At 63.7% G+C, this 23,932-nt stretch carries 22 protein-coding genes; 6 read left to right on the forward strand and 16 right to left on the reverse strand.

The genetic code is table 11. The annotated features are described in order from the left end of the window. Positions 1 to 290: 290 nt before the first annotated feature. From tilS to C1A15_RS00905, 4 genes are read right to left on the reverse strand one after another with little or no spacing between them, the layout of a single operon-like run. The gene (gene tilS / locus C1A15_RS00890) at positions 291 to 1,406 is read right to left on the reverse strand and encodes a tRNA lysidine(34) synthetase TilS (RefSeq protein ID WP_101720829.1); all 1,116 of its coding nucleotides are present in this window, start codon (positions 1,404 to 1,406) and stop codon (positions 291 to 293) included. Then, positions 1,406 to 4,069: a bifunctional diguanylate cyclase/phosphodiesterase gene (locus C1A15_RS00895; RefSeq protein ID WP_101720830.1), complete on the reverse strand. Its 2,664-nt coding sequence runs from the start codon at positions 4,067 to 4,069 to the stop codon at positions 1,406 to 1,408. The genes tilS and C1A15_RS00895 overlap by 1 nt, the downstream gene beginning before the upstream one ends. After that, a complete protein-coding gene (rlmD, locus tag C1A15_RS00900; protein ID WP_101720831.1) occupies positions 4,066 to 5,334 on the reverse strand; it encodes a 23S rRNA (uracil(1939)-C(5))-methyltransferase RlmD in 1,269 nt (422 codons plus the stop codon). The genes C1A15_RS00895 and rlmD overlap by 4 nt, the downstream gene beginning before the upstream one ends. Continuing rightward, positions 5,312 to 5,962, reverse strand: a complete 651-nt coding sequence (locus tag C1A15_RS00905) for a GntR family transcriptional regulator (protein ID WP_101720832.1) — start codon at positions 5,960 to 5,962, stop codon at positions 5,312 to 5,314. The genes rlmD and C1A15_RS00905 overlap by 23 nt, the downstream gene beginning before the upstream one ends. Before the next feature lie 383 nt (positions 5,963 to 6,345). Between C1A15_RS00905 and C1A15_RS00910 the strand changes: the two genes are divergently transcribed. The 5 genes from C1A15_RS00910 (at position 6,346) to C1A15_RS00930 (ending at position 10,783) form a co-directional block, all read left to right on the forward strand. Next, on the forward strand, positions 6,346 to 7,122 hold the full coding sequence (locus tag C1A15_RS00910) for a dimethylarginine dimethylaminohydrolase family protein (RefSeq protein WP_101720833.1): 777 nt from the start codon (positions 6,346 to 6,348) through the stop codon (positions 7,120 to 7,122). Positions 7,123 to 7,379: 257 nt separating this feature from the next. Next, a complete protein-coding gene (locus C1A15_RS00915; protein WP_101720834.1) occupies positions 7,380 to 8,882 on the forward strand; it encodes a basic amino acid/polyamine antiporter in 1,503 nt (500 codons plus the stop codon). Positions 8,883 to 9,027: 145 nt separating this feature from the next. Beyond that, entirely contained in the window at positions 9,028 to 9,399 is a 372-nt protein-coding gene (locus C1A15_RS00920) for a phage holin family protein (protein WP_101720835.1), read from the forward strand. A 192-nt stretch (positions 9,400 to 9,591) separates the two neighbouring features. After that, complete coding sequence (locus tag C1A15_RS00925; RefSeq protein ID WP_101720836.1) at positions 9,592 to 10,080, forward strand: CidA/LrgA family protein; 489 nt, start codon at positions 9,592 to 9,594, stop codon at positions 10,078 to 10,080. A 4-nt stretch (positions 10,081 to 10,084) separates the two neighbouring features. Continuing rightward, positions 10,085 to 10,783 carry an LrgB family protein gene (locus C1A15_RS00930; protein ID WP_101720837.1) on the forward strand — a complete coding sequence of 233 codons (699 nt, stop codon included), beginning with the start codon at positions 10,085 to 10,087 and terminating at the stop codon, positions 10,781 to 10,783. 192 nt (positions 10,784 to 10,975) lie between these two features. Here the strand turns inward: C1A15_RS00930 and C1A15_RS00935 are convergent, their stop codons facing one another. Beyond that, the gene (locus C1A15_RS00935) at positions 10,976 to 12,148 is read right to left on the reverse strand and encodes an iron-containing alcohol dehydrogenase (RefSeq protein ID WP_101720838.1); all 1,173 of its coding nucleotides are present in this window, start codon (positions 12,146 to 12,148) and stop codon (positions 10,976 to 10,978) included. 98 nt (positions 12,149 to 12,246) lie between these two features. Between C1A15_RS00935 and C1A15_RS00940 the strand changes: the two genes are divergently transcribed. Continuing rightward, entirely contained in the window at positions 12,247 to 12,735 is a 489-nt protein-coding gene (locus C1A15_RS00940; RefSeq protein WP_101720839.1) for a hypothetical protein, read from the forward strand. Positions 12,736 to 12,777: 42 nt separating this feature from the next. Here C1A15_RS00940 and C1A15_RS00945 read toward each other — a convergent pair whose 3' ends face one another. The 11 genes from C1A15_RS00945 to C1A15_RS00995 form a co-directional block, all read right to left on the reverse strand. Further along, positions 12,778 to 13,428 (reverse strand): TorD/DmsD family molecular chaperone, encoded by a 651-nt coding sequence (locus tag C1A15_RS00945; RefSeq protein WP_180952948.1) that lies wholly within the window; start codon positions 13,426 to 13,428, stop codon positions 12,778 to 12,780. Further along, positions 13,413 to 14,105 (reverse strand): ferric reductase-like transmembrane domain-containing protein, encoded by a 693-nt coding sequence (locus C1A15_RS00950; RefSeq protein ID WP_101720840.1) that lies wholly within the window; start codon positions 14,103 to 14,105, stop codon positions 13,413 to 13,415. The genes C1A15_RS00945 and C1A15_RS00950 overlap by 16 nt, the downstream gene beginning before the upstream one ends. 90 nt (positions 14,106 to 14,195) lie before the next feature. Continuing rightward, positions 14,196 to 14,819 (reverse strand): 4Fe-4S dicluster domain-containing protein, encoded by a 624-nt coding sequence (locus C1A15_RS00955; RefSeq protein WP_101720841.1) that lies wholly within the window; start codon positions 14,817 to 14,819, stop codon positions 14,196 to 14,198. A 2-nt stretch (positions 14,820 to 14,821) separates the two neighbouring features. Continuing rightward, positions 14,822 to 17,290: a molybdopterin-containing oxidoreductase family protein gene (locus tag C1A15_RS00960; protein ID WP_101720842.1), complete on the reverse strand. Its 2,469-nt coding sequence runs from the start codon at positions 17,288 to 17,290 to the stop codon at positions 14,822 to 14,824. 187 nt (positions 17,291 to 17,477) lie between these two features. After that, positions 17,478 to 18,437 carry a slipin family protein gene (locus tag C1A15_RS00965; RefSeq protein WP_101720843.1) on the reverse strand — a complete coding sequence of 320 codons (960 nt, stop codon included), beginning with the start codon at positions 18,435 to 18,437 and terminating at the stop codon, positions 17,478 to 17,480. Positions 18,438 to 18,449: 12 nt separating this feature from the next. Next, on the reverse strand, positions 18,450 to 18,857 hold the full coding sequence (locus C1A15_RS00970) for a GntR family transcriptional regulator (RefSeq protein ID WP_101720844.1): 408 nt from the start codon (positions 18,855 to 18,857) through the stop codon (positions 18,450 to 18,452). A gap of 69 nt (positions 18,858 to 18,926) precedes the next feature. Beyond that, complete coding sequence (nrfD, locus tag C1A15_RS00975; RefSeq protein ID WP_101720845.1) at positions 18,927 to 19,763, reverse strand: NrfD/PsrC family molybdoenzyme membrane anchor subunit; 837 nt, start codon at positions 19,761 to 19,763, stop codon at positions 18,927 to 18,929. Positions 19,764 to 20,149: 386 nt separating this feature from the next. After that, complete coding sequence (locus C1A15_RS00980; protein WP_101720846.1) at positions 20,150 to 20,944, reverse strand: ZIP family metal transporter; 795 nt, start codon at positions 20,942 to 20,944, stop codon at positions 20,150 to 20,152. 463 nt (positions 20,945 to 21,407) lie between these two features. Continuing rightward, entirely contained in the window at positions 21,408 to 22,247 is an 840-nt protein-coding gene (locus C1A15_RS00985; protein ID WP_101720847.1) for a hypothetical protein, read from the reverse strand. Next, positions 22,244 to 23,284, reverse strand: a complete 1,041-nt coding sequence (locus tag C1A15_RS00990) for a type IV toxin-antitoxin system AbiEi family antitoxin (RefSeq protein ID WP_146001776.1) — start codon at positions 23,282 to 23,284, stop codon at positions 22,244 to 22,246. Before C1A15_RS00990 ends, C1A15_RS00985 begins: the two co-directional genes overlap by 4 nt. Positions 23,285 to 23,414: 130 nt before the next feature. After that, positions 23,415 to 23,930: a ferritin gene (locus C1A15_RS00995; RefSeq protein WP_101720849.1), complete on the reverse strand. Its 516-nt coding sequence runs from the start codon at positions 23,928 to 23,930 to the stop codon at positions 23,415 to 23,417. Positions 23,931 to 23,932: the final 2 nt, after the last annotated feature.

Consider the following 23,932-nt stretch of genomic DNA (forward strand, 5'->3'; position numbering starts at 1 on the left):
ATTGTAGCGCAACCGCCCCTGTTTTCCTAAACCATTGCGATACCGCAATGGCGAGATCACCCGACTCGGCGTTTCGCCCCTGTTGATTATGCGTCCCTGCGGCAGACGTTCCGGAGTGGGCGCAAAGCGGCGCCCATGACAATTTTCAGTGGCCCAAAGCTTGAAGAAACGGGTCTGGATTTTCGCCACCTGGGGTTTTCGCGATGTTTTGGCTCGGCCGGCCTACGCAAGACGGTCGGAAATTGTCATGGGCGCCGCTTTGCGCCCACTCCGGAACCTCGTAGCGCGGCCTACCCGCGCTTTCGGCGGGCTCGGTAGGCGGCCATGGGCTCGATGCGAACGCCATGCTTGTTCGCGCTGACGGCGAGATCGCCCTGGATGTTGGTCACGTAGCCGCCACGGGGCTTGCCGCCCTGCCCGTCGTCGAACGCGGCCAGCACCGCTTCCACCGACGCCGTTTCCACGCGGGCGTCGCGGCCCAGCATCAGCTGCAACGCGCGCAGCACGGCGCGGCGGCGCAGCGGCAGCGGCTCCGCGCCGAACCCGGGAGCCAGCACGCAGCCTGCACCGTAGTCGTCGCCGAGCGCTTCGACGCGGTCGGCCATCAACTCGTCTACCATGCGCTCCAGCATGTCGTCCTCGTCGGCGATCAGGTTCATGGTGCGTCCGAGCACCTCGAGCAGCTGCGGATTGCGCTCCTTCGCGCGCGGCACGATCTCGTGGCGCACGTAGGCGCGGAAGCGATCGGTGTGCGCGTTCGTCGCATCCTCGCGCCACAGGTTGCCCGCACCGTCGCACGCCACGGGCGCTTCTGTCTGCTCGCGCTCTGCAATGTAGGCGCGCAGCTCCTCGCGGCTGACGTCGAGCAACGGGCGCACCACCGGTCCGTTGCGGTACTTCATAGCGCGGAACCCGCCCGGCCCCGTGCCCACGATCGAGCGCATGTAGAAGCTCTCCACGCGATCGTCGGACGTGTGCGCCGTGAGGATGCGACCGTCGGCCAGGGGCGCCGCCGCGTGAAGGCACAGGCTTTCGAGCGCCTCGTTCGCGGCCAGGTAGCGCTCGCGGCGGGCGACGGCTTCCACGTTCTCGCCCGTGCGCCGCGCCTCGCCTGCGATGTCGATGTCGCACGAGAACAGCGGGATGTTCAGCAGCTCGGCCAGCCGGGCGACGAAACGCGCGTCGTCGTCGGCGTCGTCGCCGCGCAGCTGATGGTTGACATGCAGCATGGCCAGCTGGCCGAGCGCCCCGCACTCGCGCAGCTCGCTCGCGACGTAGGCGAGCGCCGTGGAGTCCGATCCGCCCGACACCATCAACAGCACCGGGGTGTCCGCCCCCGCCAACGCGCGCTCCTCCAACGTCTCCGCCACGCGACCGACCAGGGTTTCCGTCCGTTCGGCAGCCATCACGCCCTCCCCTCCAAGAACCTCCGCTCGAATTCGTCTTCGGGCAGCGGGCGACCGAACAGGAAGCCCTGGATGTAGTCGAGCCCCATGCCGCCCACCACCTCGTACTCCGCATCGGTTTCCACGCCTTCGAGGCACACGCTGATGCCCACGGCGTGGCACAGCTCCACCACGAACTTGATGAACGTGGCATCGAACGTGCTCGTTTGGATGTCGCGGATGAACGCCCGGTCGATTTTCACGATATCGGCGGGCGAAGTCTTCAGCACGCCCAGCGACGAGTACCCCGTGCCGAAATCGTCCATAGCCACGCGCACGCCCTGCATGCGCAGCTGATCGAACAGCTGATGCGTGGCCTGCGCATCGTCGGCAAAACGGCTCTCGGTCATCTCCACGACGAGGCTATCGGGAGGCAGCCCCGCCTCGTGCAGCGTGTCGACGATGAGCGGGGCCAGACCTTCTTCGTCGAGCTGGCGATACGACAGGTTCACGCTCATGGTGAAGGACGGGATCGCCTTGCGCCATCGCTTGCACGTGTCCACCGCATGCTGCAGCACCCACGTGCCCATCGGCACGATGAGGCCGCTCTCTTCGAGGAGGGGGATGAACTCGAGCGGCGACAGATCGCCGTACGCGTCGCAGCGCCAGCGCGCGAGCGCCTCGGCGCCCACGACGCGCCCCGTCGCGGCTTCCACCTGGGGCTGGTAGCACAGGCTGAACCCCTTGAAACCGTTTTCCACGCTGTCGCGCAGCAGCTCCATGAGCTCGAGCTCGCGTACGCGCTCGGCCAGGATGGGCTGTGAGAAGTTCACGCAGCGCTTCTTGCCGTGCCCCTTCGCGTACTCCAGGGCGTAGTTGGCGTACTTGACGAGGCTCTCGTAGGTCTCGGCATCGACAGGATATTGCGCGATGCCGCCGGACAGCGTGCAGTAGAACTTGCGCCCTTCGTGGTCGTGCTGTCGCTGGAACATACCGCCTAGCTGGGCGTACGCCCCTCGCAGCACGTTGACGTCGTCGTTGACGATCACCGCGAACTCATCGCCGTCGAGACGGTACACGCGCGCCTCCTCGGGCAGCGCGCTCTGAATGCGCTGCGCCACGAACCGGATGACTTCGTCGCCGAACGCGCGGTCGTAGCGGTCGTTGATGTGCCGCAAGTCGTCGATGCCCAGCATCATGAGGCTCATCGGCTCGTTCGGCATCGTCTCGATGCGACGACGTACGTCGTCTTCGAACTCGAACTTGTTGAACAGGCCGGTCAGCGGATCGACTTTGCTCTTCTTGCCAAGGTTCGCGATGAACCCGGCGAACAGCAGCGGCTTGCCTCCCGCGTCGAGGATGAGCCGACCGCGGCACCGCAGCCGCACCCACTCGCCCTTGCGGTTGATGGCGCGGTACTCCACCCAATGACGCGTGGTGCGCGCATCGGCTATTTCCTGGTTCGATTCGAGGAACACCTGCTTGTCGTCGGGATGCACCTTCGAACCCCACACGGCCGCCGCGTTCTCCACCACTTCGGAGGGCAGGTCGAACTCCTCCACCATCGCGCGCGGATAGCGGAACACGCCGGTTCTCATGTTGCATACGTAAAGATAGTCGTCGGTGCTCTCGACGAGCGCGTCGTACAGCTTGCCCTCCTCGTACGAGAACGCGCGAGGATCGACCGACACGCCTTTGCCCGATTGCTCGGAGCTGATCAGCTCGTTGATGTTGCGGTCGATATGGTAGCGGCGCTTCTCCTCGTACATGCGCTGGTCGGCCAAGGCCAGCACCTCGTACACCTCGAGCGGCGCTTCCGGATCGACCTCCGCGATGCCAAAGCAGAAGCCCATGTCGTACGGAGGATCGGTACGGCGGGGGATCGCGGTGAGCGACCGGCGAGCGTGCTCGACCTTCGCACGCGTCGAGGCCGCATCGCCCAGGAACACGCACACGAACTCGTCGCCGCTCAGACGGAACCCGTAGTCGTTCGGCCCGAACTCGCTGCGCAGGGCGTTCGCGGCCGAGCGGATGAGATAGTCACCCTCGGCGTGTCCGTACTGGTCGTTGACGTCCTTCAAGCGGTTGATGTCGTACAGCACGATGGACACGTCCTCGCCCTCGACTGCGGCGCGCGCGAGCGAGATGGCCAAGCGATCCTTGCCGGCGCGGCGACTCATCATGCCGGTCAGCTCGTCGGTGTTCGCCGACACAAGCGCCGTGATGTCCACCGACTGCTGCAGGTGCACGCGCGAGCCGTCGACCCACTCGACCAAGCTGTCGTAATTGCGATACGTGCGGCCCGTCACCGGGCTTTCTTCGTCCCACTCCACCAACGGCGTCTCGTCGCCGCAGCTCAAAAGCTCGTCTACGGGACAGAACGCGCACCGCTCAGTCAAGCCGCGCTGCAGCACCTGCCAGCACGTCTTGCCTTCGGGGTTCTCCACGCCGTAATCGTGCTTCATGAACCCGTTCATGTAGAGGATCTTGTCGGTTTCGGGGTCGGTCACGTAAATGCTCGTGCGCATGCCCTCCAACACGGTGTCGAACACGAAGCGGTGCAGATCGGTCACGCCGTCGCTTCGACCATCGGCAGTCGACGGCGCATCGTGACGCATCACCGGAGCCATCTCGCCCGGCCGTTCGTCCGACGCAGACGATTGCTCGGAATCGCACTCGCTCATCGTTCGCTCCTTTCGGGGGCATCCTCTCCGCGCTCGACGAGCGCGATCGTTTCGATGTGATCGGTATGCGGGAACATGTCCACCGGCTGCACCGCGCGCACAACGTAGCCCTGCTTCCGCAGAAAGGCCAGGTCGCGCACGTGCGTTTCAGGGTTGCACGAGATGTACACGATACGCTGCGGGGCCAGCGCGGCGGCGGAGGCGAGGAACTCCTCGCTCGACCCTGCGCGCGGAGGATCCATGAGCAGCACGTCCACGGCCTCGCCCGCAGCGGCGCGCTCGCGCATGAACGCGCCCGCATCGCCCACCACGAACCGCGCGTTCTCCACGCCGTTGTGCTTGGCGTTCTCGCGCGCATCCCGCACGGCCGATGCCACCGTGTCCACGCCGATCACCTGCTTCGCACCGTGCTTGGCCGCCACGAGCCCGATGGTGCCCGTGCCGCAGTAGGCGTCGATGGCGCACTCGGTGCCGGTGAAGCCCGCCAATTCGATTGCACGCTCGTACAGCACTTCGGTCTGCGCTGCGTTCACCTGGTAAAACGATTGCGACGAGATGCGGAAGCTCAACCCGCACAGCTTGTCCAAGATGAAGCCCGGGCCGTACAGGGTTTGCTCCCTCTCGCCGAGGATCACGTTGGTCTGCCGCTCGTTCACGTTCTGTACGACCGACGTGATGCGCGGACAGCGTCTCGCGAGCTCGCGGCAGAACGCCCGCGACGCGGGAAACGTGCGGCCGTTCGTCACGAGCGTGACGAGGATCTCGCCGCTCGTGTGGCCGACGCGCACCACGGCGTGGCGGAGGAACCCCGAGCCCGCGTCCTCGCGGTACGGCTCGATGCCGAAGCGCCCCATGAGATCGCGCACGGCGCGGATGATGCGCTTGGCCTCCTCGTTCTCGATGAGGCAGCCGTCGGTGGGCACGATGCGATGCGACCCTGCCGCGTACATGCCGCAGAGGATTTCGCGGCGCGGCTTCTGACCGCGCTTCGCCGTTCCCTGCAACTTGCGCCCGGGCGCGTAGGGGGACACCACCTTGTTGCGGTAGTGGAAGGGTTCGTCCATGCCGATGATGGGCCGCAGCGCGGCGGCGTCGGCCACATCGGCGAACAGGTCGGCTACGCGGGCGTCCTTGCGCGCGAGCTGCTTGTCGTACGGGACGCTGACGTGCTGGCACGCTCCGCATTCGCGCTCGACGGGGCATGCAGGCGCCTTCGACGCGGGACGCTTTGCGTGCCGCGCGCTACCAGACGAGGAATTTGGCATTGTCGATGCTCCAATGTACGTCGCGAATGAACCGTTGCAGCTCTTCTCCGTCGCGCTGCTCGAAGAGCCTGACGATTTCGGCATGCTCCTCGTTCGCCTTGCGCAGCAGGCCGTCGAGCTCGTCCTCGCGGACGTTGGCGTACTCTCGCTTCATAAAGTAACGGTTCATCTGGTGAATCAGACCTACAAGATGCGAGTTTCCGCACTTGCGCACGTAGCAATCGTGGAAATCGTGCTGCAGGTCGTCGTATTTCTTGAAGAGGCCTTTCTCGATGGCCAGCTGCATAGAGCCGTGGAGGAATTGCAGCTGCGCGATGTCGTCCTCGGTCATCTCGTCCACGGCAAGTAGCGCGGCGCGGCCGTCGAGCGGCCCGATGATCTCCACGATCTCGCGGGCGCTGTCCTCCGTCACGCGCTTGACGTAGAAGCCCTTGCGCGGAACGTTCTCGAGGTAGCCGTCGGCGGCGAGCTGGATGAGCGCCTCGCGGACGGGCGTGCGGCTCACGCCGAGCGCGTCGCATATCTGCTGCTCGCTGATCTTGTGGTCGTCGGCGAGGGTGCCGCCGTCGATAAGGTCGACGATGTGGTTGTACACATGGTCCTTGAGCGATCGGTACTCGTTCGTCATATCATCCGCCTGGGTCGTGCCGCCATCGTGTATACCAATATACCACAAGCGCCGCGGCGCGTTCGCGCGCGACCCCGCTCGGCGCGCACGCATCTGTTGCGCTCGCTCCTGCGCTTCCGGCACGCATCTTCGCCCGAAACACACGCTTGGGGGCTGTTTTGCGTGTGTTTCGGGCGAAGATGCGCTGTGCGCGCATGGCTCTCGCCACGCCGGAGGGCGTTCGCGAGTCCCGTACGCTTGCGAAAACCGGAAGGCGGGATCCCTGGGGACACTTTTTAACAATTCCGAAAAACTTCCCGCTCTCCCTTGATTGTATACAATATACAGAATACAATGTGCGGCATAGGAACGAACGGAAATAATCTCTACGAAAGGATTCCGTCATGACCAAGTTCTCCAACGTCATCGTCCGCCGTCCCGCGAAGTCCATGGTCGAAGGCATCACCTCCGCCCCCGAGCTGGGCCAGCCCGATTACGAGAAGGCGCTCAAGCAGCACGACGACTACATCGCGGCCCTCAAGGAGTGCGGCGTCGAAGTGACCGTCCTGCCGGCGCTTGAGCAGTTCCCCGACTCCTGCTTCGTCGAGGATCCCGCGGTCATCACGCGCATGGGCGCCATCATCACGAACCCGGGCGCCGACAGCCGCAACGGCGAGAAGGACGAGATCGAGCCGGCCGTGCGCAAGTTCTTCGACGACGAGCACGTGAAGCACATCGTGAGCCCCGGCACGCTCGACGGCGGCGACGTCATGATGGTGGGCGACCACTTCTACGTGGGCCAGTCCGCCCGCACCAACGAAGAGGGCATCCGCCAGTTCTGCGAGATCCTGGAAGGCTGGGGCCTCGAGGGCTCCGAGGTGAAGCTGGAGAAGGTGCTGCACCTCAAGACCGGCGTGAACTACCTGGAAGACGGCAACATGCTGGTGTCCGGCGAGTTCGTGACGAAGCCCGACTTCGAGCAGTACAACCGCATCGAGATCCCCGAGGACGAGGCCTACGCCGCGAACTGCATCTGGGTGAACGGCACCGTCATCGTGCCCGAGGGCTACCCCACCGTGCTGAAGGCCGTTCAGGACGCCGGCTACGAGACCATCACGGTCGACACGTCCGAGTATCGCAAGCTGGACGGCGGCCTGAGCTGCCTGTCGCTGCGCTTCTAACCTGACGGCTGATTGTGGCGACCGCCTAGCCGTTCAGAACCCTAGGACTTTCGCACACGGCCCGGAAGGCCGCTTAGCTCAAGCCCTCGGAACCTTCACGGCTATCCGACTCGCCACAATCAGCCTGTCTCCCACTTTACTCATTCGCCGCATACGGCGCGCTGCGGCACCTGCCCGGCGCGCCGCTTCATTTCCGACGCCGCACCTTGCCGTGCCGTGCGTCAGCATTCCCTGCAACCCCCTGGAAAGGAGGGGTTATGTCGAGCGCTGTCTCTGAAACCCTTGACGGGAGCATCGCCGTCGGCGCGGGCGAATCCCGCGATAAAGGCCAGATCATCGATCCGAACGGCCTTGACCTGTTCCGCCTCACGATGATGGTGATCACGGCCAGCATCTGCGGAGGCATCTTCGCGCTGGCCGGCGACATGGCCGCTGGCGGCGCCAGCACCGGCGCCGTGCTCATCAGCTGGGCCATCTGCTTCGTCGGCGTGTTCTCGCTCATGATGTGCTTCAACGGGCTGTCGCAGGCCCGGCCCGACCTCACCGGCGGCATCTACGCGTACGCGGCGGCAGGCTTCGGCGACTTCGTCGGGTTCAATTCCGCCTGGGGCTACTGGGTGTCGGCCTGCCTGTCGAACGTGTCGTTCGCCATTCTGCTGTTCTCGGCGCTCGGGTACTTCTTCCATCCGTTCGAGAGCGGCAACAACCTGCTGTCGTGCGTGTGCGCCTCGGCGTTCCTGTGGCTGCTCGTATGGCTCGTGTCGCGCGGCGTGAAAGAGGCAGCCGGCATCAACGTCGTCGTCACCATCGCGAAGCTCGTGCCGCTGGCGCTGTTCGTACTGTCCATCGCGCTGCTGGGGAAGTTCGATCCCGCCATCTTCATGGAGAACTTCTGGGGCGAGCCGGGCGGGCCCGACCTGGGACAGCAGATCGTCTCTACCATGATCGCGCTCGTGTGGGTGTTCACCGGCATCGAGGGCGCCGTGGTCATCTCGGGGCGCGCAAAGTACGCTCGCGACGTGGGCCGCGCCACGGTCATCGGCTTCATCTCGGTGTTCGTGCTGTACCTCATCATCTCGCTCGAGAGCATGGGAGTCATGCCGCGCGCGCAGATGGCCGAGCTGGCCACGCCCTCGATGGCCGGCATCCTCGAGCATGCCATCGGCCCCGTCGGCGCGGGCATCGTGAACCTCGGCGTGGTGCTGTCGCTGCTGGGAGCGATGCTGGGCTACGTGATCATCGCAGCCGAGACGCCGTTCGAGGCCGCGCGCCAGGGCGTGTTCCCCAAGTCGTTCGCGCGCACGAACAAGAACGGCGCGCCCATCGTGACCGTGCTCATCTCGGCCGGCATCACGCAGCTGTTCCTCGTCGTGTCGGTGTTCTCGTCGTCCACGTACCAGTTCTTCTACGCGTGCGCCGTGTCCACCATCCTCATTCCCTACGTGTGCTCGGCGGCTTACTACATGAAGATCGCCTGGAAGCGCGAGCATCTGACTCCCGACCAGGTGAAGAAGGCGCGCGTGTTCGGCACCGTGGGCTTCGTGTACACGGTGTTCCTCGTGTGGGCGGCTGGGCTCGTGGGCATCATGATCACCACCATCCTGTTCGCCCCGGGCATCATCGTGTACGCCATGGGCCAGCGCGAGCGCGGCGAGAAGATCCTGCCGAACGCGGCGGACAAGGCCATCGCCGCCGTTATCGTGGTGCTCATGGTGGTGTCGATCGCCCTTATGGCCACCGGCACGATCCAGGTGCTGTAGCGTTTCGGCCACCCGGCAGCTCGCGAGCGGGCTGCCGGGTGGCCGAGGTTTACGACTGCGTGACCGATGGACTCCCTGCCGATTACAGCGTGGTATAGTGATGCGGTTATATCGTCGCACATCAGGAAACGTAAGGGAGCACGTCATGAACTTCATCATCCGCTGGCTCGTCACCGCTATCGCCGTGGGCGTAGCCGTGTGGATCGTCCCCGGCATGGAACTGCTCGGCGGCTCGGATGCGTGGGTTGGCATCGCGATCTTCGGCCTCATCCTGTCGCTGGTCAACATCAGCGTCAAGCCCATCATGCAGGTGCTCAGCCTCCCCATCAGCGTGATCACGCTCGGCATTTTCTACCTCGTGGTGAACACGCTCATGCTGTACATCGCCGCGTGGCTGGCGAACGGGATTTTCCAAGTGGGGCTCGTCATCGATTCGTTCGGCAGCGCGTTCGTCGCATCGATCGTCATCAGCATCGTATCGGCGCTGGTGAACGCACTCGTAGGCAACAAAGACTAGCGCGCGGCTCCCAGGAGCCTCGAGCGGCACCGTCGGTTATTCGACGGTGCCGCTTTCGTTTTGCGTGAATTCTGGACGTGTGTTGCGCGGGCGACGCCAGGCAGCCGTACAATAGGCGCGACAAAATCGGGCGGATCGAGAGCGCTCGGCAGGGAGCCGCGCCCATCCGCATACAGGTGAGGAACTCGAATCATGGAACAGCTGACCGACGCCGCTTCGGGCGTCTCCGGGTGCGCGTGCGCGCCCTCTCCTAACGATGCCTCGTGGAGAGCGAAGGCCGGACGCGCCGGCAAACGCGGAGCTCGGCTCGTCGCACAGCTCGGCGTGATCGTGGCGGTGTACGCCGCAGGATGCGCCCTCGCCTCGATATTGCCCATCCAGCTGCCGGGCAATATCGTGGGGATGGTGCTGCTGCTCGCGCTTCTGGGCACGGGCCTGCTGAAAGCTCGCCATGTGGGCGATGCCTGCGACTGCCTGCTCGACAACATGTCGCTGTTCTTCATCCCCGCCGGCGTAGCCATCATGGGATGCTTCTCCCTGCTCGAAGGCAATGCGGCGAAGTTCGCGCTCGTATGCGTGATCACCACGGTGCTCGTGTTCTTGGCGACCTCGTACACGGTGATGCTCGTGTCGCGACTGCTGAAGAAGCGCGACGCGCGCACGGCTGACGAGGAGGCGTAGGCGCATGGACCCGATGGTGCACCTCGCATTGACCCTGGCATTGGGAACCGCGGCCTCGTTCGCGGTGTTCAAGCTTTCCGTGCTGCTGTACGAGCGCGTGAAATCGCCGCTGCTCAACCCCCTGCTGGTCACCGTCGCGTTCATCATCGCAGCGCTCGTGGCGCTGCACATCCCCCTGGAATCCTACGAGCAGAGCGTGCAGCTCATCTCGTTTCTGCTGGGACCGGCCACCGTGGCGCTGGCGTACTCGGTGTACCAGCAGCGACAGACGCTCAAGGACCACTTCGTCCCCATCTTCGCCGGATGCCTCGTGGGCTCGGTCGTGTCCATGACGAGCGCCTACGCTCTGTGCAAGCTGCTGGGGCTCGACGACGCGCTGGCGCTGTCGTTCATCCCCAAGTCGGTGACCACGCCTATCGCCATCGCGGTATCGCAGCAGCTGGGCGGCATCACGTCCATCACCGTGGCGGCCGTCATCGTCACCGGCATCCTGGGAGCCATCACGACACCGTTCATGGCGCGCTTGTTCCGCGTACGCGACGGCATCGCCAAAGGCGTGGCCATCGGCACGTGCAGCCACGCGGTGGGCACGACGAAGGCGCTCGAGATGGGCGAGCTGGAAGGTGCCATGAGCGGCGTCTCCATCGCGGTGTCGGGCCTGCTGACCACCGCCATCGTGATCGTAGCCAGCTGCTTTTTGTAGGAAGGCGATCCTTGAGTTCGCTTCCAGCTTGCTGGGGTTCTTGACCGCAATAACGGAACGGCCCCCAATCCTCACGGACAAGGAGCCGCAACAAGAAGCCAAACCGCCGAAGCGATCCGAGAGCCGCGGGGAGCAAGCCCTCCCCGCGGCTCTCCTCTATTATTCGAACGCGCGCCTCAGAAGCAAGCCCGGCTAGAGTGCAATGCGATAGATCTCGCGGGCGTCGTCCATGGTGAGCTTCTTGAAGCTGCCGAAGGGCTCGCCCTTGTTCTCCTTGAGCGTGGGGATGAGCTTCTCGATGTCATCCTCCTCCACGTCGAGCTCCGCAAGCGTGATAGGCATGCCGAGCGAGGCGAAGAACGAGCGCGTCTCGTCGATGGCCGATAGCGCGTCGGCATCCACGTCGCCGGTGGGTGCCAGACCGAACACCTCGCGTCCGTAGTAGGCGAAGCGCGCCGGGTTCTCGGAGTAGACGTACTCCATCCACGCCGGGAACATGACCGCCAGGCCCGCACCATGCGTGATCTCGGGATAGAGCGCCGACAGCTCGTGCTCCAGCCCGTGCGTCGCCCAGTCCTCATGCCGGCCGACGCCGGCGAGGCCCTGATGGCACAGCATGCCCGCCCACATCACGTTCGCGCGCGCATCGTAGTTCTCGGGTTCCACCATCACGCGCGGAGCTTCGGCGCGCACGGTTTTCATGAGCGACAGGCACAGGTTGTCCGTCACCGGCACCGCGCCCACGTCGTCGAAGAAGCGCTCCAGCAGGTGGCAGAACATGTCGGTGAGGCCCGCGGCCGTCTGGAACGGCGGCAGCGTGAACGTGAGCTCGGGGTTCATGAACGCGAGCTTCGGGCGCTGCGCGTTGTTCGGGTAGCCCGACTTCATCTGCAGTTCGTCGTTCGACACCACCGTGTTCTTCGACGCTTCGCTGCCGGCAGCCGGGATGGTGAGCACCACGGCGATGGGCAGCACGTCGTTCGTCTGCCGTTTCGTCTCGAAGAAATCCCACACGTCGCCGTCGTAGTGCGCGCCCACGGCGATGGCCTTCGCCGAGTCGATGACCGAGCCGCCGCCCACGGCCAGCACCCAGTCGATGCCGTGCTCCTTGCATAGCGCGATTCCCTCGCGCACGAGCGTGATCTCGGGGTTCGGGCGCACGCCTCCCAGTTCGACGTGTTCGATCCCCGCCGCATCGAGCGACGCCTTCACGCGATCGATCAGGCCGCTTTTCACCGCGCTCTGCCCCCCGAAATGCAGCAGCACCTTGCGCGCCTCGCGTTCGGCCAGCTTCGCGCCCACCTGTTCCTCCGCGCCTTTGCCGAACACGAAGTGGGTCGGCGACACGAATTCGAAGTTCTCCATAGACGATCCTTTCCGCTGTGCGTTCACGTCTTGTTGATTTTTCGTAGTGCAACGTATCGTATACTACTACCAGCGATACCCTCAGGAAAGGATACCCTATGCCGAACTCCGATGCGCGACTGGTGAGAGGTTTGAGCATCGCCGTGATCGTCCTGTCAGCGTTAGCGCTTGCAGGATGCCTGCTGCTGTTCGTCGCGTTGGGCATCGGCGGCGCCCTGCTGAACGACCCATCGTCGTTCGTCGTCGCGCACAACGATCCCGAATTCATGGAAGCATTCGCGCGAAACTCCGATGCGGAAGCGCTTGCCGTGGTCACGGCCCTCGGCCTGGGCATCGCCGCCGTCGGCGTGATCTGGCTTGTGATCTGCCACGGCGTGGTGCTTGTCGCCGGAATCTTGGGACTGCAGGCATCCTCCCGCCCCGAGAAGCTGGGCGCTGCGTTCGGCTGGGCCATCGCCGGCGCCGTGCTGTCGCTGCTGTGCGGCAACCTCATCACGATGGCGCTGCTCATCATCGCGGCCGTGTACCTCAACAAGCTGCGAACCCCCTACCAGCCGCAGCCACCGATGCCGCCCTACCAGCCGTAACCAGAAGCGCCTCCGCATGCGGAGGCGCTTCTCGCGTGCCTGCTACGCCGTAAGAGCCTTTAGCAGCTCGGCCGCATCGCGATAGAACGGAAGCCGCGTTTCGGCGGCCACCGCAGCGGCGAAGCCGGGCGCCCACACGCGCACGTGTTCGGCGAGGAAGGCTTCGTACGCCGCCTGCGGCGAACCCCCTGGCAAGTCCGCATCTGCGGGAAGCGGCGACTCGTCGTCCACGGCGACGCCCAGCGAGCGCAATGCGAGGTGCTCGAGCAGCTCGCACTCGGTCGCAAGATGGTCGAGCGGCTCGTTCGTCCCCTCGGGTCTCGTCAACCCGCACGATTTCATGAAGCGCTCCACCGCCATCGAGTGCGGGTTCACGAACAAAAGCGCCTGCACGCCCTCTTCTTGCGCGCGCCGCACGCCCTCGTACGGGCTGACCAACGGTTGCGGCGAGCCGATGAACAGGCGCGTCGCCTCAACGCGCAGCGCCTTCAAATCCTGCACGTCCTCGGCGCCGTTCGCGCCGAACGATTCCGGAAGCTCGATCCCCCGCGCCTCCGCAACCTCGCGCGCCGCGTCGGCCCACTCGCCCGACGCCACCGCCTCGGCAAGCTCATCCGTCGGATACCGGAAGCTGAACGCGGCCAGCTCCCACGCCGCCGCGAGCGCCTCGCTTCCGTTCATGTCGTCAACCATGATCGCCCTCCTCCTTTGTCAACCACTACGCGTCGTACGCGCGCAACCGCATAGGACGCGTATACGACCAGATAAAATCCCAGCGACGCCGACGCATCCGGCGACCCCGCTGCAACGGGAACCATCATATAGCCGAGCATATGAAAGAATATCAGCGCGAAGAACGCATACGCCAGCCATTGCACGCGCTTCCACGAATTCGCCTTCATCGCACGCTTGACCGCTTGCAGCGACGTGACCGAGAGAACAGCCAGCAGCACGATGATCACCACAGCGATGCCCAACGACGCGATCACGGTCGGCCTCAGCGAGCCGAGCGCGCCCACCATGCCCGCATAGCTGGTTAGATACGGAACGAAGTGGGCGATCATCAGGATGGTGGCGACGATGGAGAGCTCCCCGCGAACAGGCTGCAAGGCCTTGCGCACCGCTGAACCGTCCCGAAACGCTCCCACGAACATCACGATGGCAAGAAACGCGAACCCCACCTGCCCCTTTTGTATCGCGAACGCCGTTGCGCGCACGAAGCCGTCGGCAACAGGATGGTACGTGAAGTACACGCCGAAGCACGCCGTCGCCGCAGCAAGCACGTAGAACGCCGACGGTCGCGCCTTGATGGCGTTGCGGAACAGCGCCACGAACGCGACCGAACACGCCAACGATATCGCTTGACTCATGATAGCACCTCCTCACGCCACGCGTTGTTTGGGTGGGCGCCCCGCCCGAGGAGGGAGGGAAGGTCGGGCGGGGCGCCGCACGCGCCGCAGCTAACGCAGCAGATAGACGTTCGGACCGGTGCCCGCATCGGCCAGCAGCTGCTCGGCGTTGCTTTGGGCAGCCAGCTTCGCCACCTCGGAATTCGGGTCGTCCAAGTCGCCGAAGAAGCGTGCGCGGCCGGGGCATACCTCCACGCAGAACGGCACGTCGCCGTCCTTCACGCGATGGTGGCAGAACGTGCATTTCTCGGCCGTGCCCGCCAGGTGCGCGGGGGCGTTCGCCGCGCCGAAGGCGAAGTCGGCGTACTGCACGGGGTCGCCCTCCTGCAGCGAGCGCACGCCGTAGGGGCAGGCCTCCACGCACAGGCCGCAGCCGATGCACTTCTCGGCATCAATCATCACGATGCCGGTTTCCTCGTCTTTCCACGTCGCGCCCGTCGCGCACACCGCCACGCAGGCCGGCTTGTCGCAGTGCTGGCACGACAGCGTGTAGGACGACATGCTCATCTCGCCGCCGTACGTGCCGGCCGGCGAATCGGGGTTCTCGCCGCCTTCGTTCACCACTTTGTTCCACCACATATCCTGCGGCAGATTGTTCTCAACCTTGCATCCCACGACGCACGTGCTGCACGCGATGCACCGCTTGACGTCGATAATCATTCCGTATTGCGTCATCGTTACTCAACTCCTTCCCAAGCGCGAATGCCCACCAAGCAGTCCATGAAGCTCTGGTTGACCAGCACGGCGTCGGTCTCGCGCGAGAGCGGTTCGGACCAGCCGCCCGCCACGTGCTGGTCGGATTGCCAGCTTTTCGGGTACACGAGGGTGCCCGGACGGATGGCCTCGTTGTGCACGAGCTTGGCGACCGCATGGCCATGGTCGTTGTAACATTCGACCAGCACGCCGTCGGCCAGCCCGGCCTCGGCGGCATCGGCCGGGTTGATCTTCACCGTGGGCTCGGGATCCAACTCGCGCAGGATGCGGTTGTACGACCACTGGCCGTGTACGCGGAAACGCGGGCGCTCGGACATGAGCACGAACGGGTACTGCTCGGCCAGCGGGTTCGTCGGCCATGCCTCGCGGGGCTCGAACCAGGTGGGAAGGTGCTCGCGCGACAGGTCGGGCGTCTTCCCCGTCACCCCGTACGGCGTGGGCTTCTCGACGTAGAACTCCGCGCGGCCCGACGGCGTGGCGAACACAAGGTCCTGCCACTGCATGAAGTGGTCGCCCCAAGCATGAATGGCGTTCTTTTCGCACAGCGCATCGTACGTGATGCCCTGCTTCGTGGCCAGCTCGCTGTCGAAGTACTCGCGCAGGAACGCCTCGTTGCTGTCCGGGAACAGGTTGTCGTCCAACCCGAGCGCCATGCCCAGCTTGCGCATGATGTCGAGATCGCACAGCGCCTCGCCCAAAGGCTCGATGGCCTTCTCGGAGTGAATGATGTGGTAGGTGTTGCCGCTCGTGATGGCGTCCTCGTACTCGAACCAATGGGCGCACGGCAGCACGTAATCGGAGTAGCGCGCCGTGTCGGTCATCATGTAGTCGACGGTGACCACCAGCTCGAAGTTGGCGAAGATGTCGTCGCGCAGCGCGTTCGTGTCGCACCAGGTGCACAGCGGGTTGCCCGAGTACACCCACAGCGCCTTGGGCGTGATGGGAGCGCCGAGGTACTGGCCGCTCGCGAATACTTCGGGCATGTTCATGTACGCGATGGTGGGCGAGGTCGCCGGCGTTGCGGGCGAGGTCGCGGCCTTGTTGCCGCCCGCCCACGACATCCACACGGCCGAGCTGTAGTTCGCGCCCGGCTTGCCCAGCTGGCCGGTGAGCGCCGCCATCGTCGCGCCTGCGACGTGGGGAGCAAGGCCGTTGTCGTAGGCCTGCGTGCCCCATCCGACGCGGTGCGTGACCGGGCCGTCGCAGGCGAGGCGCGCCAGCTCGACGATGGTTTCCTCCGGCACGTCGCACATCGTGGACGCCTGCGCGGGGGCGAACTTCTCGATCTCGGCTTTCAGCAGGGTGAACGCCGTATGCACGGCGATTCCGTCGACGTCGAACGCACCCTCGATCGCCGCGTTGGCCACCGTCGAGAGCTCAGCGGCGGCACCCGCGTCCTCGTCCCACACCGCGTACGGGTCGATGATCGCCGGCTCGCCGGTCGTGGGGTCGATATCGCCCTTCGTGGGCTCCACGCCCAAATCGCTCATGCGCAGGAACAGCCCGTCGGCATCCTTCACCAGGAACGGAGCCACCGTATGCTGCTTGATGAAGTCCCAGTCGACCAGGTCTTCCTCCAGCATGACGTACATCATGGACATGATCAGCTGCAGGTCGGCGCCGGGGCGGATGGGCACCCACTTGTGCGACTTCGCGGCCATCTGCGTGTAGATCGGGTCGATGCAGATGACGTTCGTGCCCGCCTCGATGGCATCGGCCACGAAGTGCCAGTCGTGAATCTGCGCATCGGTCAGGTTGTTACACCACAGAAACAGGTTCTTCGCGTTCACGTAGTCGCGCTGGTCGTTGCCGGGCCACGGCGAACCGCCGTACCCGAACACGCGCATGATGCCGTACATGTTGCCGGCGTCCAGCGGACCGCTCATCGTGGAGGCGTTGATGGTGCCGAACAGCTTGCCCGGCGTGCCGCTCGTGGCGTGGTACACGCTCGAGCCCGAGGTTTTGAAGATGGACGAGTCGCCGAACTCCTCGCGATAGCCCTTGATCTTCGCGGCGATATCGTCGATCGCCTCGTCCCAGCTCACGCGCTCCCACTGGTCGCTGCCGCGTGCGCCCGTCTGCTTCATCGGATACAGCACGCGATCGGGATGGTAGATGTTCTCGTTGCTGACCAAGCCGCGCAGGCAGATGCGGTTGAGCTCGGGGCTCGGAAAATCGGCCGGAGCCGTTTTCACCAGCTTGCCGTCGCGCACCGTAGCGGTCATCATGCAGGTGTTGAAGCAGTTCGGACGACAGCACACGTTGAAGTGCTCCTCGTTGACCTGCTGCGTTTCGGCCGCGCCGTCGTCGGAGCCCGATGTGCTCGGCGCGCACCCCAGCGCCGTGCCGGCCCACACCCCTCCCGCGACAACCGCCGTCGATTTCAGAAAACTCCGCCTCGTAAGGCCTGACGTTTCATTCGTCCAAGACATGTCTCCCCCTTCGAAATCCAGGGCGAACGCGCATGGGCCACCACGCACGCACGCGTTTCGAGAACCCTCTTGCCGTGTCAGGATTGGCCAACCCCTCTAGTTTTCATATGAAAACACTTTTCATATGAAAACTCAAGTGCCTCAGAGGGATTGCATTATTCTAGTTTTAGATGATTCCCCGCTCAGGTTATTTCGCGGGCTTCGGGGAAGACGCTTCGCTCACCTTGTCGGCGAACCCCTCGTTCCACGAGCTGGGGACGACGACCGTGCCCTTCCCCTCTTTGACGCCCTCGTAGAGCAGGTACATTTTCCGCAGCTCAAGCGCCGTATCGTCGTCATAGGTGTGCGCGTAGCGCTCGATCATCGCCGAGATTTCCGGCTCGGCTTCCATGAGGATCAGGCGTGCTTTCTTCTTCTGCTCGGCCTGCGCCTCCAACGACATGACATCCTGCAATTCTTCGGGCAACAGGATGTTGCGCACCTCCACCGACAGCACCGTGATGCCCCATTCCGACACCTTCTCCTCCAGCAGCCGCTTGAGCTCGCGGTCCAGCTGGTCGCGGCGCGCCGTCACCTCGGCGGCCGTCGCGCGGCCGATTGCGTCGCGCAGGATGGTCTGCGCGGAGAACAGCAGCTGGTTGGCGTAGTCGTCCACCGCAACGCATGCGCGCTCGGCGTCGTGCACCATCCAGAACACCACCGCGTCCACGTCCAGGGGCACGAGGTCGGTCGACAGCGTCTCCTCCGCGCCGAACGCCGTGGTGCGGATGCGCACGTCGATGCGCATCGTGCTGTACTCGATGAACGGGATCGTGAAGAACAGGCCGGGGCCCTTCACGCATTTCAGCTTGCCCAGGCGCATCACCACCATGCGCTCCCACTGCTGCGCGATGTGGACCGACGATGCCACCACGATGGCAGCGAAGACGGCAACGGCGATGGCAAAGAAGCCGATCTTACCGCTGGCCAGGTAGAATACGCAGCATACGATCAGGAATGCCGCTGCGATGATCATCGCCTGGAGGAAGTACACACCGTTGCGCGACGCCCGCTGCATCGGATCGCCTTCGCCCGGCGGCGCCACCGTCACGCGGCGCGGCTTTCCGTTGTTGCTCTCCCTGCCCTCGTCGTTTCGTTTCATCCCCATGAACGTCTCCCCTTACTCGTGCGGCGGATACGTGCCGGCCTCTTGCTCCAGTTTGCGGACGCGGGTCCTCATGGCGGCCTCGATGTCGCGGTTCGAAAGCCCGATATCCGTCAGCGCGGCGATGCACTCGTCGAGCGCTTGCTCGATGGCATCAGCCTGCTCCCTGCTCTCCCCTGCGTCGAACCCGTTGACGAACGCGCCCACGCCGCGCTTCGACGTGATGTATCCGTCGTTCGCCAAGCTCGTGTATACCTTGCTGACCGTGTTGTAGTTGATCGAGAGGTCGATTGCCAGCTCGTGGATCGTCGGCAGCTGGTCGCCAGGCTGGTAATGCCCCGAGTTGATCAGGTACACCAGGCGGTTGCGCAGCTGCATCCACAAAGGCACGCGGCTTTCTTCGTTCTTCTCGAAGTGAAACACGATCGGTTGTCCTCATTCCCCGCTTATCTCGCATTTGACTATCTGTCGTGATCAGAGTACACCAACGGCTCACGCCGCCGCCAGAATACACCACCGCAGCACGAACCCGCCCACCAGCACGAGCGTCGCCGGAACGAGCGGATGGATACGAAGCGTCGGTATTTTGCGCGCCAGCACGTACAGCACGAGCGGCGCGAGAAAGCCGATCGCCACGAGGCCGGCCCAGAACGGGACCGCCGCGCTTCCGCCGATCAGCCGCCATGCCGACGCGGGCGCATCCTGAAGGCTCGCCAGCACGAAAGCTCCCAGCACGAGCAGCTCCACCACCAGAATCGCCGCATCAGCCAGCGCCACGCGGCGCATCGCGGGCGCGAAGCTGTCCCATGTTCTCGTGGCGACGGCGCTCAGCGTGACGGCCGCCGCGCCGCACGAGAGCGACGATGCCAGAAACAGCGGAATGAGCAGCGGCGACCGGAAGAGCGGCACGCCCGAGAACGCCATGAGCAGCAACGCGGTGTACGTCATGACCGCGCACGCCAGCACGATATGGACCGCCGCGATGATGCGCATCGCCAGCGGAGGAACCGGGAACACCCGCAGCCATGCCAACCCCGAGAACACCCCGCACAGGATGGTGGCCGCCAGCGTGTAGGCGCCCACCGACACCACCGAAAGCGTGGGCTCGGTGAGGAGGATCAGGATCTCGTCTGGTCGTCTCATGTCGGCGAGCAGGCAGAACGCGCCCACCATGCACACGGCCGAAGCGATGAGGAACCCGAAGCCGAACAGCCGTCGCGACGCGATGCCCGCGCGCTCCGTCGCGAAGCCCAGCACGTTCAGCACGCAGCAAGCCCCCGCGCCCATGCCCCCAAGAAAGAGATATGCGACGATCAAGTTGTTGAACATGGGTCACGTTCCCGCTTCGACGTTTGCGTGCACGATAGGCCGATTATAACAGTCCATCGATCAAAGCCGACCGGCCGCACGCGCGCGCATCGACCCGTGCAATACGCACGCAAGCCTCTCGCTGCTAACTCCGCTTTGAAAGCTTGGCAGAGAATGCACGTTATGAACGATTTTGAGCTTCCGCTTACAGATCAATTTCGCATAACCCCAGGTCGCAAAAAGTTAGACGTGGCTATTGTCGTTCACAACGTGCATTCTCTGCCAACCTGGCGCACGCCCATCGTCGAACCAGCATGTCGATATCGGTTCGACAGCGAATATCCGCGAAAGAGAGTCATAGAGCACAGGAACAACGAAGGTTGCATCCGGAAACCACCGGGCACGCCCTACCCCAGCGCCACGTCCAGAACCATCATCACGAGGAAGCCGGCCATCACGCCGAGGGTGCCTGCGTTGGAATGCTCGCCCAGATGCGCCTCAGGGATAAGCTCCTCCACCACGACGTACATCATGGCGCCGGCCGAGAACGCCAGCATCCACGGCATGTACGGCGAGATGAGCCCTGCGAACAGCACCACGAGGATGCCGAACACGGGCTCGGCCAGGCCCGACAGCGTGCCCAGCGCGAACGCCTTCGGCGCGCTCATGCCCTCCTGGAGCATGGGCAGCGCCACCGCCGCGCCCTCGGGCACGTTCTGGATGCCGATGCCGATGGCCAGCGCCACCGCCATGCCGAACATGCCCGGATCGCCGCCGTTCTGCGCCGCCATGGCGAACAACAGGCCCACGCTCATGCCCTCGGGGATGTTGTGCAGCGTGACGGCCGTGAACAGCAGCGTCGGACGATCCCACTTGCTGGGAAGGCCTTCGGGCTTGCTCTCGCCCGGATGCAGGTGCGGCAGCAGCTGGTGCAACACCATCAAGAACGCAACGCCGATAGCGAAGCCTCCCGCGGCGGGGATCCACCCTACTTGCCCCGCTTCCTCCGCGCGCTCGATGGCGGGAATGAGCAGCGACCACACGGACGCCGCCACCATCACGCCTGCGGCGAACCCAAGAAACACCTGTTGAAACACCATGCTGTTGCGCTTGCGGAATAAGAATACCGAGGCGGCGCCCAGCGTGGTCATGAGAAAGGTGAAGCCGGTTCCGCCGGCAGCCCATAACAAAGCAGTTTGCATACCTGCTCCCATCGTATTCGTTCGAATGTGCGTTTCAGCGCCTCGGTGCCGCATCGGCGTCGCGCCATGTGTTTGTCCGAGCACAGTGTACGCCAATAAGCGATGAGAAACCCGATGCTTTTTCCCAACGTTACCTATGCGCGCCCAACGTCGAAACGCAACGAGACCGGGGAGTGCTCCCCGGTCTCATCGAAAGGAATACCGACAGTACCGCTTGGCTGAAAGCCTACTAGCCCACCGCTTTCGCGATGTTCGTAGCAATACCTTACGAGACTGTTACTTGGCGAAGATAGTCTTTATTCGTTCGTATTGCGATTTTTTTATCAACTGTCGGACAACGGAGATTGTACGCTCTTTTGTTCGACTTGCGAACCCCCGGAAGCGTTTTTGTGCAGGTGAACAACCAAATCGTTGCCATCTGTCACCCCGCCGACAACGCCTTGTTGAGGGGGCGAGACGCCGCTTATCGCCCAATGCCCAACTCGAGGAGGAACGCCCGCATCCTCTCGTACGCGTCGCGCGCAACGCGCTCTGCATCCTCGCCGTTCGCTTCCATAAAGTCGACCACATCTTTAACGCCAGCACTTTCGATCGACCCGAACTTCTCCCAAAGCTTCCCCTCCATCGACTTCACCATAGGCTGGTCGACGAACGGAACGAACTCGGCGGCCAACACTCGGCAGCCTCCCGGATACCGACGCAGAACGAAATACAGATCGTATGCGTCTTTTCGCTTTCCCCTCCCCAGCGCCTCGCTTTTCATAATGAAATACGGCACGACCGAGACAAGCCGCACGTCGGCGGTGTCAAGTGCGCCATCTGGCCTTCTTCCGGACAGCTTGACAATCTGAACGGGAAAATCAAACGCTTTGTTCGCTCCACGTGTTTTGAGCGCCTTGATTCCCTGAACATGCTGACTGCGCCTTGCATCGGTCGTTCCGCCTTCGCGGCCGGCCAGAAAGTCGACATCGACGTCAAAAGGAATGCTGTTCACGATAACCGTCTTAACGTATGAGAAGAAATGCTGCGGGTGCTTGCGGTAGCCGTTTGACTCGAGCACGCGAGCAATCGTCGCATACCCCGCATCCTGAAGGTTCGCATGATCCAGCAACACGTCGACGTCGATGCTGCCAATATGCCCCTCACCAGGAAACATGAGCTCGGGAACCCAGCCTCCTATGACGAGCATATGGTCCCTGTATTCCGAGCACAGCTGGGTCAGCTCGATGAGCACGCAGCGTGCGGCCTCCACCTGGCCGCTACGGTAATCTTGGCGCGAGCGGAGATTGGCGTCTTCTATCATCTCACGATCTCCTTTTCCAGGATGGCTCGCGCCTCCTCCTCTCCCCTCGCGCCGTTCGCCATGCAATCGAGGTAGGCTTGAACAGGGGAGACGACTCGATTTCCCCGCACAACGCGAGCATCCAGCAGCACCGATCCTTCATCGAGGCCATGCATCTTGAAATTGGCTCCCGACTCAACGGGGCGCAGCCCTAATGTCTGGACGACCGAATCCCTTTCGCTGAGCGGCACGTACGCATCGACGCTGCCGTAACGAACGGCGGGCGCGTAACGAACGCCCCCTGAAGGACCGGTCAAGTACACCGGGAGATCCAAACGCGCGAGCTCGGCCTCCAATGCTGCAACATCGTCGAAAGAGTAGAAGCCGGTCGCTTCTGGAGCTTTTCGATTGTAGATGCGCGCCCATTCCCCCATGAGGCTGGGAACGTTCGCGGGTCGAAACCCCTCTTCACCGACATCGAGGAAACCTCGTCGATCGAGGAACTGCTTGACACGCGAGACCATTCCGACGCTGCTTTCAGCCTCTTGCGCCAGCTCGGCAACGCGCCAATACCGCGATGCGTCCACAAGCAGCCTTCGAAGCACGCGCGAGGACACCGCAGCCGATCGCTCGAAAGCGGACGCATCTTTTCTGGGAGCCTTTTGGTAAGGGGTTCCCGTGATGAGCGCGTATCCACGACTGCTCTCGAAATAGCAGTTCCCGACGCCGTCGAACCAGCTGACACCCGCACTCTGCAAGAGTGATCGCACTTCTTCGGAAATTCTTGGAGACACGACTGCATACACCGTATCCGCATCGGACGGTTGAGCGTCTATGACTTCGCCGATCGTCGAAGGCCACACGTTTCGCTTTGCTTCCAGCACGACGGGCACGGCGGATCCGTCTTTGAACGAGACCGTGCCGAGAGCATCGTACACGCGAATCTCGGCACCGAATTCGGCAATGCCATCCGCTGCCGTGAACGTCACGTCATCGACGAAGGGAAGCCCTTTGAGCGTCATCGACACGCGTTCGATTTCGGAACTATAGAAATTCACGTTTATCACCCATTTCACCTATTTGGTGAAATGTATTATAAAGGTGAAATCATGCAGGAGCAACCGCAAAAAACGCCCCCGGATGAACAGGGGGCGCCGAATGCTTGGAGCTTGGGTTTGGGACGCGGAGCTACGCGGTGGCCAGAGGGCTCGGGACGGAGTAAACGCGCGCGGCGTTTTCCTGGTCGAGGTCGTAGAGGGCCTTCGCGTCGGAGCCGAACAACTTCATGCGCGTGATCATCTTGTCGGCGTTGTCCTCTTCCTCCTGCTGCTCTTCGATGAACCAGTCGAGGAACTTGCATGTGCGGTAGTCCTTCGCCTCGGCAGCGGCGGCGTAGATGTCGTTGATGAGGCTCGTGACGTACTTCTCGTGCGTGAGGGCGGCCTCGAGCGGCTCCAGGAAGTTGGTGAACTCCTTGTCGGGCTGGTCGATGGCCAGCAGCTTCACCTTGCAGCCGTTCTCATGCAGGTAGTTGCGGAAGATGAGAGCGTGGTCGCGCTCCTCCTTGGCCTGGATCTCGTACCAGTTGGCGAAGCCTTCGAGGCCCTCCTCCTCGTAGTAGTCGGCGAAGGACAGGTACAGGTACGAGGAGTACAGCTCCTTGTTGATCTGATCGTTCAGAAGTTCATACACGCGTGCGTCCATGG

It is taken from the genome of Eggerthella timonensis (genome assembly GCF_900184265.1).
Lineage (GTDB): Bacteria > Actinomycetota > Coriobacteriia > Coriobacteriales > Eggerthellaceae > Eggerthella > Eggerthella timonensis.

Excerpts from the sequence above, each read along its gene's own strand:
- tilS (WP_101720829.1), bottom strand. The coding sequence starts at position 1,406 with ATGGCTGCCGAACGGACGGAAACCCTGGTCGGTCGCGTGGCGGAGACG.
- C1A15_RS00895 (WP_101720830.1), bottom strand. The coding sequence starts at position 4,069 with ATGAGCGAGTGCGATTCCGAGCAATCGTCTGCGTCGGACGAACGGCCG.
- rlmD (WP_101720831.1), bottom strand. The coding sequence starts at position 5,334 with ATGCCAAATTCCTCGTCTGGTAGCGCGCGGCACGCAAAGCGTCCCGCG.
- C1A15_RS00905 (WP_101720832.1), bottom strand. The coding sequence starts at position 5,962 with ATGACGAACGAGTACCGATCGCTCAAGGACCATGTGTACAACCACATC.
- C1A15_RS00910 (WP_101720833.1), top strand. The coding sequence starts at position 6,346 with ATGACCAAGTTCTCCAACGTCATCGTCCGCCGTCCCGCGAAGTCCATG.
- C1A15_RS00915 (WP_101720834.1), top strand. The coding sequence starts at position 7,380 with ATGTCGAGCGCTGTCTCTGAAACCCTTGACGGGAGCATCGCCGTCGGC.
- C1A15_RS00920 (WP_101720835.1), top strand. The coding sequence starts at position 9,028 with ATGAACTTCATCATCCGCTGGCTCGTCACCGCTATCGCCGTGGGCGTA.
- C1A15_RS00925 (WP_101720836.1), top strand. The coding sequence starts at position 9,592 with ATGGAACAGCTGACCGACGCCGCTTCGGGCGTCTCCGGGTGCGCGTGC.
- C1A15_RS00930 (WP_101720837.1), top strand. The coding sequence starts at position 10,085 with ATGGACCCGATGGTGCACCTCGCATTGACCCTGGCATTGGGAACCGCG.
- C1A15_RS00935 (WP_101720838.1), bottom strand. The coding sequence starts at position 12,148 with ATGGAGAACTTCGAATTCGTGTCGCCGACCCACTTCGTGTTCGGCAAA.
- C1A15_RS00940 (WP_101720839.1), top strand. The coding sequence starts at position 12,247 with ATGCCGAACTCCGATGCGCGACTGGTGAGAGGTTTGAGCATCGCCGTG.
- C1A15_RS00945 (WP_180952948.1), bottom strand. The coding sequence starts at position 13,428 with ATGGTTGACGACATGAACGGAAGCGAGGCGCTCGCGGCGGCGTGGGAG.
- C1A15_RS00950 (WP_101720840.1), bottom strand. The coding sequence starts at position 14,105 with ATGAGTCAAGCGATATCGTTGGCGTGTTCGGTCGCGTTCGTGGCGCTG.
- C1A15_RS00955 (WP_101720841.1), bottom strand. The coding sequence starts at position 14,819 with ATGACGCAATACGGAATGATTATCGACGTCAAGCGGTGCATCGCGTGC.
- C1A15_RS00960 (WP_101720842.1), bottom strand. The coding sequence starts at position 17,290 with ATGTCTTGGACGAATGAAACGTCAGGCCTTACGAGGCGGAGTTTTCTG.
- C1A15_RS00965 (WP_101720843.1), bottom strand. The coding sequence starts at position 18,437 with ATGGGGATGAAACGAAACGACGAGGGCAGGGAGAGCAACAACGGAAAG.
- nrfD (WP_101720845.1), bottom strand. The coding sequence starts at position 19,763 with ATGTTCAACAACTTGATCGTCGCATATCTCTTTCTTGGGGGCATGGGC.
- C1A15_RS00980 (WP_101720846.1), bottom strand. The coding sequence starts at position 20,944 with ATGCAAACTGCTTTGTTATGGGCTGCCGGCGGAACCGGCTTCACCTTT.
- C1A15_RS00985 (WP_101720847.1), bottom strand. The coding sequence starts at position 22,247 with ATGATAGAAGACGCCAATCTCCGCTCGCGCCAAGATTACCGTAGCGGC.
- C1A15_RS00995 (WP_101720849.1), bottom strand. The coding sequence starts at position 23,930 with ATGGACGCACGCGTGTATGAACTTCTGAACGATCAGATCAACAAGGAG.